Raw genomic sequence first — 12,910 nt, 5'->3', positions numbered from 1 at the left:
TAACACCGGATAAAGGCAAGGAACAAGTTTACAGTTGCTGCAAAAAGGTCGTCTGAAACTGCCTTAACGTTTTCAGACGACCTTTGAGACAATGACACACAAGGTTTACGGTAAAACCAACCCTCTTTTCATCTTTCAGACGGCCTTACAAAGCTTTGAACGCTTCGATAAACACTTCCGAACGGTGCGCATAGCCTTTGAACATATCGAAGCTCGCACAAGCTGGGCTGAGCAACACGATATCGCCCGCTTCGGCTTGGGCGTATGCCGTCTGAACCGCTTCTTCCAAAGTGGCGCAGTCGGTCACATTCAGACCGCAGCCGTCCAAATCGCGGCGGATTTGCGGCGCATCGACACCAATCAAGAACACACCTTTTGCCTTGCCGACAAGCGCGTCACGCAGGGGCGTGAAATCCTGCCCTTTGCCCATGCCGCCCAAAATCACGAAGAGCGGATTTTGCAAACCGGCAATCGCGGCGGCGGTCGCACCGACGTTCGTGCCTTTGCTGTCGTCGATGAACACCACGCCGTTTTTCTCACCGATTTTTTCCACGCGGTGCGGCAAGCCTTGGAAGGTTTTGACGTGTTCGAGCAATGCTTCGCGCGGCAAACCGACGGCTTCGCACAAGGCGACGGCAGCCATAACGTTGGCGGCGTTGTGCAAGCCTTGCAGTGGGATGTCTTGCGTAGAAATCAAATCCTCATTGCCTTGTTTCAGGCGGCCTGTCTCACGTTCCAACCAAAAATCGGCTGCGTGTTCCAACGAAAACCATTTCACCTCGCGTCCTGCCCGTTTCATGGCGCGGCAGAACACGTCGTCTGAATTTAAAACCTGCACGCCATCGCCACGGAAAATCTTGTCCTTGGTATGCGCATAGTCAAGCAAGTCGTCATAGCGGTCGAGATGGTCTTCGGAAATGTTCAGCACCGTCGCCGCAGTCGGGCGCAGGCTTTCGGTGTTTTCCAGTTGGAAGCTGGAAAGCTCCAACACCCACACGTCCGCCTTCTTGCCTTCGCGCTGCAATTCCGCCTCCAAAACCGGCGTACCGATATTACCCGCGATAACGGTATCCAGCCCGCACTTGATGCAGAGATAGCCGACCAGGCTCGTTACCGTGGTTTTGCCGTTGCTGCCGGTAATCGCAATCACCTTGTCGCCGCGGCGGTTCACAATGTCCGCCAGCAATTCGATGTCGCCCAACACGCACCCGCCGTTTTGCTTGAACGCCTCGATATCCGGCTGACGCTCACTGATGCCGGGACTGAGCGCCAGAATATCGAAACCATTATCCAACGCATCTTTCAGACGGCCCGTATAAAACACCAGCCCGTCAAACATCTTACCAATTTGCAACACGCGCTCGGCTTTCAGCTCCGCATCATACGCAGCCACCTCCGCACCGTTTTTGCGCAGATAGGCAATCATGGAAATACCCGTGCCGCCAAGTCCGGCGACGAGGATTTTTTTATTTTGAAAAGTCATTTTGGTTTTATCCTAAGTTTTTTCAGACGGTATTTAAATAGGGGCTCAATATCCTGCCTGATTCAATTCTCTATAAGCATCACAACCTTGTTGTAGTCCGTTATCACAAGCCTTACCAAACCACTCTTTGGCAATCTTATAGTTCCGACGAACACCTTCTCCTTTGGCATACATCAAACCCAAATTATATTGGGCTTGTGCGATCCCTTGTTCTGCAGCCTTGCGATACCACTGCACTGCCTGTATATAGTCCCGACGAACTCCTCTCCCATTCTCGTACATCACACCCAAATTAAATTGGGCTTGTGCAAACCCTTGTTCTGCCGCCTTGCGATACCACTGCACTGCCTGTATATAGTCCTGACGAACTCCTTGCCCATTGTCGTACATCACACCCAAATTAAATTGGGCTTGTGCAAACCCTTGTTCTGCAGCCTTGCGAAACCACTTCACTATCTGTACATAGTCTTGACGGACTCCCTGTCCGTTGTAATACATCAAACCTAAATTAAATTGGGCTTCTGCAATCCCTTGTTCTGCCGCCTTGCGATACCATCTGACCGCTTCAACATAGTCTTTGCGGACACTTTGTCCTTTTTCATACATCACACCCAAATTATATTGGGCTTTAGCAAACCCTTGTTCTGCCGCCTTGCGATACCACTGCACTGCCTGTGCATAGTCCTTACGAACTCCTTGCCCATTGTAGTACATCCCACCCAAATTATATTGGGCTTTAGCATTTCCTTGCTTCGCAACTTGAAACGTTTCCTTAAAATCCGGCACATTATCAGCCCAAACTGCCTGCACCAAGCCCAAAGATAACAGGGCTACCATCATTTTTTTTAATAATTTATTCATTCTAAAATTCATTTCTTTCAAATTATTGTTTCTGTTTTATCCTAGTTTTTTCAGACGGCATTTCATAAACCGCTCAATAACCCGATTCTAAACGACGGTAACCGTCACATCCTAGCCGATTACCGTTATTACATGCCATACCGAGCCACGCTTTGGCAACTCTTAGATTTTGGCGGACACCTTGTCCATTAGCATACATCGCACCCACATTGTATTGGGCTTTGACATGACCTTGCATTGCTGCCTTTTCAATCCACTTCACTGCCTGCACATAGTTTTGACGGACTCCTTGTCCATTGGCATACATCACACCTAAATTATATTGGGCTTTGACATCACCCTGCTTTGTAGCTTTACGATACCATTTAACCGCTTCGACATAGTCTTGGCGTACACCTTGTCCGTCGGTATACATCACACCTAAATTATATTGGGCTTGAGCATCACCCTGTTCTGCCGCTTTTCTATACCATTTTGCCGCTTCGACATAGTCTTGGATCATACCTTGCCCATTAGCATACATCACACCTAAATTAAGTTGGGCTTCAGCACTTCCTTGTTCCGCTGCTTTATGGAACCATTTCGCCGCTTCAGCATAGTCTTGATGTACGCCTTGTCCGTTGACATACATTACACCCAAATTGGATTGGGCAGCTGCATCCCCTTGTTCTGCTGCCTTGCGAAACCACCGCACTGCCTCTGCATAATCCTGGCGCACACCTTTTCCGTTGACATACATCAACCCCAAATTAGATTGTGCTCGGGTATCTCCCTGTTTCGCTGCTTTACGATACCACTTGACCGCTTCAGCATAGTCTTGGCGCACGCCTTGTCCATCAGCATACATTACACCCAAAATATATTGAGCAGGAACATAACCTTGTTCCGCCACCCACAAAATTTTCTGAACGTCAGGAACCTCTTCCGCATACACTGTTTGTCCTATACCGAAAACCAGCAAGGCTACCATCATTTTTTTTAATAATTTATTCATTTTAAAATCCATTACATTCAAATTATTGTTTCTGTTTTATCCTAGTTTTTTCAGACGGCCCTTAGCAAAATTCAATACCCTGCCTAATCCAATTGGCGATAAACATCACAACTTTGCTTGTCTCCATTAGCACAAGCCTTCTTAAACCATTCTTTAGCAACTATTTTACTTTGACGTACACCTTGCCCTTTTTCATACATCAAACCCAAATTATATTGAGCATCTGCATACCCCTGCTCTGCTGCCTTGAGATACCATTGCACCGCCTGTGCATAGTCCTGACGAACTCCTTGCCCATTGTCGTACATCACACCCAAATTATTTTGAGCTTGGGCATGTCCTTGTTCAGCCGCCTTGTGATACCACTCCACTGCCTTTGCATAGTTTTGGTGCACGCCTTGCCCTTTTTCATACATCATACCCAAATTAATTTGAGCACCTGCATGTCCCTGTTCCGCAGCCTTGCGATACCACTGCACCGCATTTGTATAGTCTTGACGAACTCCTTTTCCATTATCATACATCACACCCAAATTATTTTGCGCATCTGCATGTCCCTGTTCCGCAGCCTTGCGATACCATCTCACCGCCTGAACATAGTCTTGGCTCACACCTTGTCCTTGTGCATAGGACAGGCCTAGATTATATTGGGCTTTTGCAAGCCCTTGCTCTGCCGTTTTGCGAAACCATCGCACTGCCTCTGCATAGTCTTGACGAACTCCTTGCCCATTGGCATACATCATACCCAAATTATATTGGGCATCGGCCAATCCTTGTTCTGCCGCCTTGCGATACCACTGCACTGCCTGTGTATAGTCCTGACGAACTCCTCGCCCATTGTCGTACCTCACACCCAAATTATATTGAGCTTGAGCATACCCTTGTTCTGCCGCCTTGCGATACCACCGCACCGCCTGTGCATCGTCTTGATGGACTCCTTGCCCATTGGCATACATCAGACCCAAATTATATTGGGCAGCTGCAAATCCTTGTTCTGCATCTTGAAACGTTTCCTTAAAATCCGGCACATTATCAGCCCAAACCGCCTGCGCCAAACCCAAAGATAACAGGGCTACCATCATTTTTTTTAATAATTTATTCATTTTAAAATCCATTACATTCAGATTATTGTTTCTGTTTTATCCTAGTTTTTCAGACGGCCTTAACTAGTGAATTCCTTAAAAAAGCTATTCACACCATAGCTACTCAAAATCTGCTGTAATTCCGGTGCGCGTACCCAAGGATCAACCGCCATCGGCGGCATAGGCGGTTCGATACCGTCTTCGTTTTGGTTACGACACCAATCTGCCATGGCAAAAACTTGGATTAAAACCGGCTCGGCAAGTGTTTTGTCGATGTCCAATTCGCTCATGGCTTGGGCAAAGCAGGCGATCCATTCGTTGCGGACTTGTACGTTGACGGCAAAAGGCATATGGCGGGCACGCAGTTGGGGATGGCCGTATTTTTCGATAAAGAGTTGCGGTCCACCGAGCCAGCCGCTGAAAAATTCGTAGAGCTTTTCGCGTATCAGGGTCATATCTTCGCCGTGCATTTGGCGCAAGGTTTGATATTTCGGCTCAAGTTCCATCAAGTCGTAGAAACGGTCGGTCAGGGTGCGGATGCCGGTTGCGCCGCCGAAAGATTGGTACATGTTTGGGGACTTTCTGTGTGGATTATTGCGGGATTTATTTTTGAAATAGAGGATTCAGACAAGCATGCTTATCCTACATAATGGCCGTCTGAAACTTTCAGACGGCCTTTGGAGATTTAGCGGATTTTAAGGGTACTCAAACCAATCAGCACTAAGACGATGGTGATAATCCAAAAACGGACGACGACTTGGGTTTCTTTCCAGCCTTTTTGTTCGTAATGGTGATGAATCGGCGCCATCAGGAAAATGCGTTTTTTGGTGCGTTTGTACCAACCGACTTGCAACATAACGGAAATGGCTTCAACGACAAACAGGCCGCCCATAATGACGAGGACAAATTCTTGGCGGATGATGACGGCAACGGTACCGAGCGCCGCACCGAGCGCGAGCGCGCCGACGTCGCCCATAAAGACTTGTGCCGGATAGGCGTTAAACCACAAAAAGCCGAGACACGCGCCACACATGGTGGTACAGAAAATCACGACTTCGTTTGCTCCGGCAACGTAAGGTAATTGCAGGTATTGTGCAAATTGTGAGTGGCCGCTGGCATAAGCAAAGATGGCAAGGCCGGTGGCAACAAGGACGACGGGGAAGGCGGCAAGTCCGTCAAGGCCGTCGGTCAGGTTAACGGCATTGGATGTGCCGACGATGGTCAGGTAGGACAATACCAAGAAGCCGACTACGCCAAGCGGCAAGGCAACTTGTTTGAAGAAGGGAACAATCAGGATATTGTTGGCGGAATTTGTCGCAAGGTAGAACAACACCAAGCCGGCAATGATGGCGACGCTCGACTGCCACACCATTTTGAATTTGGCAGACACGCCGTTAGGGTCTTTATAAACTACTTTGCGCCAATCGTCGTAAAAACCGAGTGCACCGGTAGCAAGCAAGACGCCTAAGAGAATCCAGATATAAGGATTTGCCCAGTTGCCCCACAAGATTGTGGATACGGTAATGGCGGTCAAAATCAACGAGCCGCCCATGGTTGGCGTACCGTTTTTGACGAGGTGGGTTTGCGGGCCGTCGGTGCGCACTGCCTGGCCGACTTTAAGCGCAGTCAGTTTGCGGATGGTCCACGGACCAAGCAATAGGGAAAACGCCAAAGCAGTCAAAGCCGCCATGACGGCGCGGAATGTGGTGTATTGAAAAATATTCAGCCCGGTTAACCAGTTACTGAAATGTGCGAGCCATAAAAACATGGAACTTCCTTTTTTGTTTTTGTTGTTACAGCGGGCTTATGCCCAATTAAAAATCAATCAGTATGCCGTCTGAAATTGCAGACGGCCTTATTGATTAAGATTATTTCTCTACCACGCAAATCGGATAGTTTCCGGGATTCTTTCCGCCGCCCAAGTCCAAGCAGGTATCTTCATAGATAAATGCCTGTACTTTCATTCCGGCATAAAACGCGGCAAACAGCAAACCAGCCAATAGAAAAATCTTTTTCATATTTCAGACGGCCTTTTACGCGGTTGTTGCTACCAATGCCTCAACCACTTCTTCCATCTTCATAAAGCGCGAGCCTTTGACCAGCACAGTAGCGTGTTCAGGCAAATCGTGGCTCAACACTTGAATCAACGGATCTTTGTCTGCAAACCACAAACCTTCCGCACCAAACGTCTCTGCCGCTTCAACGCTGTTGTCGCCAACAAAATATGCGGCCTCGATGCCTTTATCCCGCGCATACGCGCCAACTTCGGCGTGCATGGCGGCGGCTTCGTCCTCGCCCAGTTCGCCCATATCGCCCATCACAAAAATACGCGGCGCAGGCATAGCGGCGAGCACATCAATGGCGGCTTTCATACTGTCAGGGTTGGCATTATAAGTATCGTCAATTAAAGTCGCGCCTTTAATGCCTTGCTTGATATTCAGACGGCCTTTGATATTGCTGAAATTTTTCAGGCCGTCTGAAACTTCGGCAAGGCTCAAACCTGCCGCCAAAGCCAGAGCAGCAGCCGCTACGGCATTATGTACATTGTGGCGGCCAGGGACCGGCAGTACCACGGCAACACGTTCATTACCTCGCACCAAATCAAACGCACAAGACAACGGTTTCAATTCAATATTTTCTGCATGGACATCGCCACTGGCAATGCCGAAAGTCTGAGCGTTCAATTGCGCAGTAGCCGCTTCAAATGTAGCGATATTGGCATCTTCGCACGGAATCAGCGCAACGCCGTCTGAAAGCAAACCTTCGTAGATTTCACTTTTGGCTTTGGCAATATCACCGACACCATCAAAACCGCAGCCAACATGCGCGCGCAAAGCGTTATTGATCAAAGCAACATTCGGACCGGCAATTCGAGTCAGCAAAGACAACTCGCCAAAATGGTTCATACCCATTTCAATGACGGCATAGCGGTGTTTTTCGTTCAGTTTCAACAAAGTCAGCGGCAGGCCGATATGATTGTTGAAATTGCCGGCAGTCGCCAACACAGCTTCATCACCGAATCGATGATGCAATACGCCGGCCAACATCTCTTTAACCGTTGTTTTGCCGGAAGAGCCGGTAATGCCAAAGACAAACGGATTCACATTTTCACGCCACGCCTTCGCCAGTTTTTGCAAAGCCACAAGCGTATCGTCAACCTTCAGCGCGCCTTTCAAAGCCGCACAATCTTCGCGCGAAACCACAACTGCCGTTGCCCCCGCTGCCAATACATCCTCAACAAAGTCATGCGCGTCAAAGCGCTCACCGGCAAGCGCGAAAAATACATCGCCTTCCTGAATATCGCGGCTGTCTGTAACAATACGCGAAACGGGTTGATTTTCAGACGGCATCGGAAGGTTGAGGGTTTGGCAGATGAAATTTAGGTCTAGTGGTTTCATGGTTTCTTTCATTTGTTTTTTCAGACGGCCTCACATAACCATCTGTAAATGTTTCATCATAGATTTAGGTGTAACAAAAGTTAAACCGTACATACTGCCTAATGCCACTGCCTGGCTTTCCTCTAAATCGGCAACCAGTATCACAAAGCGGTCATCCGGCAAATTCAATCGTTTTTTCAAGCGTACATATTTTTCAATGTCTCGTCTGAACTCCCCTGATTTACATTCCACCACAATCGGCTCTTTACCCATCGGCAAAAATACAACATCCAACTCCTGTTTATCTTCATTGTCGAATTTGACTTTTACATTTCGAGCGCAAGAAAAAGCATAATCTTTGCCTTTGTGTTTTGCTTCTTCAAGCATTTTGCCCAGTGCAAACCATTCAAGCCAACCACCACAAAAAAAGTGCTTGATGGCACTAGCACGTTGCAGATTCAAGCGAACAATTTTTTCCTGTTTCTGATAGAAATACTTAGAAAACAGAGTATGGCTATAAAATTGTCGGCATAAATTATTCATTGTTTGCCCATCTTTTTGCGACATTTTACCTATATCCAAACTAATGCTTGTGTGGTTGTGACTATATGCCCGACTAATCTGCCCCAACATATTTTTAGTAATCTGATAATTGCTGCCCAATTTAGTGGCAGCCTCATCAAAAAAACCGCTCATATTGACCGCCTGAAAGTCAAACATCGGCACAATATTGGCTCGGGCAAACCATTGCCGTATTGGTTCATGCTGTTTTTCAGTAGCTAAAATGTCAGTTTCCGATAAATTGACGCCTGCCAGCAGATTATAATTTTGATTTTCCGAACCAGTATCTTGCTGTGTATTTTCCTCCCTGCCGTCTTCCTGTTGCTTCAAAGCCTGCAATTCCCGGTTCACTGAAAAATAACGTTCCAACAATTTACTGACAAAAAATAAAGTGTCGTAAACCTTAACCGGAGCCGTGCATTTTGGACAAGCAATTTCACTCATTCCGGATTCGTAGTAATGCTCATTCATGCAACCGCATTTATTGCAGCGAAAAATACCCATAATATTCCCTTATTATTTGTTTCAAAATTTATTTCAGACGACGTTTGAAAATTTTATCTTTCCTGGTTAATCAGCGGATACGGATTCACCGCGCCACTCGGCAGATACACGCCGTAATGCAGGTGGGCCGGTGTGGTTCTAGCGTTGCCGGTTTTACCGACATAGCCGATGACCTGCCCTTCTTTTACTCGCTCATACAGGCGGATACCGGCAAACTTATTCAGGTGGGCATAGTAATGCCACGCACCCGGCCCTTGAATACCGATGACTTTACCGCCCAATCGGTTGCGCCCGATTTTGGTGACGATGCCGGGCGTGGTACTGCGTATCGGCGTATTTTTCTTAGCAAAAATATCCACACCTTCATGCCTGCGCCCCTGACTGCGCGCCGCGCCCCAAGTATCGTCAAACCGTTTGCCTTTAACGGGATTAGGCAGGCTTTGCTCGGCAGGAGGCTGTTGCACCCTCAACTGTTCGATTTCGGCAGTAGGACGCGGAAGTTGTTTGGTTGTACAGCCTGCGAATAAAACTACGGCTGTACTGATTAATAAGGTTTTTGTCGGCATTTTCAGCATCAAATCGGTCTCCTTGTTGTTCAGACGGCCTTGTTAAAAAGTCTTCCGAAACAAACAACTGTGATGGGTTTAATGGCTGACGTGCCGTAATGCGTGTGTTGTTTTGCTTTTGTTTTGTATGGTTAAATCTTTTTCAGACGGCCTTAAGGTTTCGGGCCGTCTGAACATTTGCGATATGGTCTATCCGCGCTCTGCCAATGCTTTTTCTGCGATTTCAAAATCGGAGAAATGGTGTTTCACGCCTTGTACATCCTGATAGTTTTCATGTCCTTTACCGGCAATCAGAATGATGTCGTTCGCGGCAGCCTGCTCAACCGCATAACGGATGGCAACGGCACGATCAACTTCGACGCGTTCAGGATTAGGGACGGCAGGCAAAATATCGTTGATGATGTCTTGCGGATTTTCCAAACGTGGGTTATCGCTGGTAACCACTACTTTATCGGCACCCTGAACTGCTGCCGCACCCATCAATGGGCGTTTGCCGCGGTCTCGGTTGCCGCCGCAGCCGAATACGCACCATAAGGCCGCGCCCTGCGGTTTGATTTCCTGCAAAGTGGAGAGTGCTTTTTCCAGTGCATCGGGTGTGTGGGCATAATCGACAACGACCAAGGGCTTGCCGCTGTTCATAATGCAGTCCATGCGGCCTGAGGCGGGACGGATTTTTGCCAGTACAGCCAATACTTTATCCAGCGGATAACCGTTGGCACACAACAAGGCGATGCAGGCGGCGAGATTTTGCGCGTTGAACCGTCCGAGCAGACGGGTGCGGCATTTTCCTTCGCCCCATGGGGTTTGGAATACGGCTTCCATGCCGTCTGAAGAGGCGGTGAAATTGGTAATGCGGATGTCGGCGTGTTCGCTGAAACCATAGCTGTAAACGGCTAAATCGAGACAGTCTTTTTTCAGACGGCCTGCGAGTTCTGCACCGTATCCGTCATCGACATTGATGATGGCGTGTTGCAGGCCATGCCAGTAAAACAGACGCGACTTGATGGCGCCGTAGGCTTCCATCGTGCCGTGGTAGTCGAGGTGGTCACGGGTGAGGTTGGTGAAGATTGCGCTACAGAATGGCACGCCGTTGACACGCGATTGGTCAAGGCCGTGGCTGGAGACTTCCATCGCGGCGGCTGTTGCGCCTTGTTGACGGAAGCGGTAGAGCAGGGTTTGGACATCGACGGGGGCGGGGGTGGTATGCGTGGTTTCTTCCAATGCGCCCCAAAAACCGTTGCCGACTGTGCCGATAATGGTGGTTTTTTCGCCCAACAGATCGGCAGCTTGCGCCAGCCATTGTGTGATGGAGGTTTTACCGTTGGTACCGGTTACACCCCAGACTTTGAGGCCGTCTGAAACGTTGCCGTAAACTTGCGCCGCCAACATACCGGCGCGATGTTTCAGATCTTTAATGCCTTGATTGGGAACGTTCCATTCGGGATTCCACGCAAATTTTCCGTCATCATCCCAAAAAACAAAGGTCGCACCGTTGGCAATGGCGGCAGGGATATAGCTGCGGCCGTCTGTATATTCGCCCTGACAGGCAACGAAAATGTCACCCTGCTTAATTTGTCGGCTGTCTGAATGCAACAAACGCCCTGCTGCGTTTTCACACAGCAGAGGCGGAAAGTTGGTTTCAGCCAAGGGGGTTAACTTGCTGAACATAAACAATATCTCTTTGATTGTTTGGATTATGACGGTACTTTGACAGTAGCGGCATTACTTAAAGGCTTGGTTGGGGAAACGCCCAAGATGTTCAAGCTTCCGCTCATGACTTCTTTGAATACAGGACCCGCAACCACGCCGCCGTAATAGCCGTTTGCAGTCGGCTCGTCGATGGTAACGGCCACAATCACGCGTGGATTTTTAGCCGGAGCAAAACCGATGAACGTACCGACGTGTTTGTTGTCCACATAGCGGCCATTGACCAGTTTGCGCGCCGTACCGGTTTTCGCACCTACGTCGAAACCATCCACGGCACCGGCAGTACCGGTACCGCCGGCCTCAGTAACGGAAACCATCAACTCACGCACTTTTTTTGCGGTAGAGGCTTTGATAACGCGCTTGCCTTTAGGTGCAACCGCTTGTTTTTCAAAGCTGACCGGCAACAATTCACCGTCATGGGTCAAGACAGTATAGGCACGCGCCAATTGCAACAGGCTCAATTGCAGGCCATAACCGAAAGACATGGTTGCCTGTTCGATTTTTTGCCATCTGCGCCAGCTTCTCAACAAACCTGCCGTTTCACCCGGGAAGCCTGAATGCATGCGCACGCCCACACCCAAATCATGATAGAAATCGTACATTTCTTTAGGCGTAAACATGGCAGAAAGTTTACTGGTGCCGACGTTGGAAGATTTTTGCATAATGCCGCGCACATCCAAAGTAGGATAAACGTGGGTATCTTGTACGGTGGCCGGGCCGATTTTGTAAGGCAAGGTGTTGAATGTATCGGTCGTATCCACTTTGCCGGAATCCAGCGCTTTGGCAATGGTAAACGGCTTCATGGCAGAACCAGGTTCGATCATGTCGGTTACGGCGCGGTTGCGGCGCTGTTCGCTATTGGCTTGGCCGGGCTGATTCGGATCGTAAGCCGGGCTGTTGACCAAAGCCAAAATTTCGCCGGTTTGCGCATCCAATACCACAACCGTACCCGCTTTGGCCTTGTGATAAGCCACAGCTTTGTTCAACTCGTCATATGCCAGCGTCTGAATGCGCTGATCCAAAGACAAAATCATGTCTTGGCCGTTTTTAGGCACGCTGTTGCGTGGAGAGTCGAGGCTGTCTACGATATTGCCTTTGTTGTCGCGCAATACGACTTTCGCGCCATCTTCACCGCGCAGGCTGTCTTCACGGGAAAGCTCCAAGCCCTCCTGACCTTTGCCGTCGATATTGGTAAAACCGATAACGTGCGCAAACAGATTGCCCATCGGGTAATGGCGTTTCAATTCTTTTTGGAAGGCGATGCCTTTAATGCCCAATGCCTTGATTTCTTCCGCTTTTTCGTAGCTGAGCTGACGCTTCAGATAGATAAAGCCTTTGTCTTTTTTAGACAATTTATTTTTTAACACTTCAACAGGCACATCGGCAATGGCCGACAGTTTCTCCAACTGCTCGTCAGTCGGCATTTCCTCCATACCGGAAGGCATGGCATACAATGATTCGGTAGGCGCACTCAACGCCAATGTAGCACCATTGCGGTCGGTAATCATACCGCGTGATGCAGGCAGCGGAAGCGTGCGCACAAAACGTTGGTCACCCTGATTTTTCAAAAACTCATGCTGACTGGTTTGCAGATAAACCCCGCGCACCAACAGACCGGTAAATGCCAGCGCAACGGCACCCAGCACCAAACCGATACGTCCGTTACTTGTCAGCGGTTTTTTTGTTTTTGTGGTTCCAGACAGCATTTGAGGTTTATATTCGTTCTTAATTAACATGTTGGACTTCTCATGACTTAGCTGCTCAGTGAGCTATTA

Annotated in this window: 12 protein-coding genes; all 12 read right to left on the bottom strand. The window is 48.7% G+C overall.

Translation table 11 applies throughout. From position 1 onward, the window contains the following. Positions 1 to 145: 145 nt before the first annotated feature. Positions 146 to 1,483: a UDP-N-acetylmuramoyl-L-alanine--D-glutamate ligase gene (murD, locus tag ACTHUG_RS01770; RefSeq protein ID WP_440386025.1), complete on the bottom strand. Its 1,338-nt coding sequence runs from the start codon at positions 1,481 to 1,483 to the stop codon at positions 146 to 148. Positions 1,484 to 1,528: 45 nt separating this feature from the next. Beyond that, complete coding sequence (locus ACTHUG_RS01765) at positions 1,529 to 2,344, bottom strand: tetratricopeptide repeat protein (protein ID WP_440386024.1); 816 nt, start codon at positions 2,342 to 2,344, stop codon at positions 1,529 to 1,531. Between the two features lie 73 nt (positions 2,345 to 2,417). Then, positions 2,418 to 3,338 carry an SEL1-like repeat protein gene (locus ACTHUG_RS01760; protein WP_036493421.1) on the bottom strand — a complete coding sequence of 307 codons (921 nt, stop codon included), beginning with the start codon at positions 3,336 to 3,338 and terminating at the stop codon, positions 2,418 to 2,420. 83 nt (positions 3,339 to 3,421) lie between these two features. Continuing rightward, entirely contained in the window at positions 3,422 to 4,441 is a 1,020-nt protein-coding gene (locus ACTHUG_RS01755; protein WP_440386023.1) for an SEL1-like repeat protein, read from the bottom strand. 59 nt (positions 4,442 to 4,500) lie between these two features. Next, positions 4,501 to 4,989 carry a group II truncated hemoglobin gene (locus ACTHUG_RS01750; protein ID WP_440386022.1) on the bottom strand — a complete coding sequence of 163 codons (489 nt, stop codon included), beginning with the start codon at positions 4,987 to 4,989 and terminating at the stop codon, positions 4,501 to 4,503. 116 nt (positions 4,990 to 5,105) lie between these two features. Next, complete coding sequence (gene mraY / locus ACTHUG_RS01745; protein ID WP_440386021.1) at positions 5,106 to 6,188, bottom strand: phospho-N-acetylmuramoyl-pentapeptide-transferase; 1,083 nt, start codon at positions 6,186 to 6,188, stop codon at positions 5,106 to 5,108. 100 nt (positions 6,189 to 6,288) lie between these two features. Further along, positions 6,289 to 6,438, bottom strand: a complete 150-nt coding sequence (locus ACTHUG_RS01740; RefSeq protein WP_049322572.1) for a hypothetical protein — start codon at positions 6,436 to 6,438, stop codon at positions 6,289 to 6,291. Between the two features lie 15 nt (positions 6,439 to 6,453). Next, positions 6,454 to 7,818 carry a UDP-N-acetylmuramoyl-tripeptide--D-alanyl-D-alanine ligase gene (locus tag ACTHUG_RS01735; protein ID WP_440386020.1) on the bottom strand — a complete coding sequence of 455 codons (1,365 nt, stop codon included), beginning with the start codon at positions 7,816 to 7,818 and terminating at the stop codon, positions 6,454 to 6,456. Between the two features lie 30 nt (positions 7,819 to 7,848). After that, entirely contained in the window at positions 7,849 to 8,862 is a 1,014-nt protein-coding gene (locus ACTHUG_RS01730) for a hypothetical protein (protein WP_440386019.1), read from the bottom strand. A 53-nt stretch (positions 8,863 to 8,915) separates the two neighbouring features. Then, positions 8,916 to 9,437 (bottom strand): M23 family metallopeptidase, encoded by a 522-nt coding sequence (locus ACTHUG_RS01725; RefSeq protein ID WP_440386151.1) that lies wholly within the window; start codon positions 9,435 to 9,437, stop codon positions 8,916 to 8,918. Between the two features lie 180 nt (positions 9,438 to 9,617). Continuing rightward, positions 9,618 to 11,096 (bottom strand): UDP-N-acetylmuramoyl-L-alanyl-D-glutamate--2,6-diaminopimelate ligase, encoded by a 1,479-nt coding sequence (locus ACTHUG_RS01720; RefSeq protein ID WP_440386018.1) that lies wholly within the window; start codon positions 11,094 to 11,096, stop codon positions 9,618 to 9,620. 26 nt (positions 11,097 to 11,122) lie between these two features. Further along, complete coding sequence (locus ACTHUG_RS01715; protein ID WP_314460360.1) at positions 11,123 to 12,871, bottom strand: penicillin-binding protein 2; 1,749 nt, start codon at positions 12,869 to 12,871, stop codon at positions 11,123 to 11,125. Positions 12,872 to 12,910 lie beyond the last annotated feature (39 nt).

Source organism: Neisseria sp. P0022.S009 (genome assembly GCF_051956675.1).
Classification (GTDB): Bacteria; Pseudomonadota; Gammaproteobacteria; order Burkholderiales; family Neisseriaceae; genus Neisseria.
The sequence above is the reverse complement of the archived record's forward strand: the minus strand, read 5'-3'. Positions and strand labels throughout refer to the sequence as shown.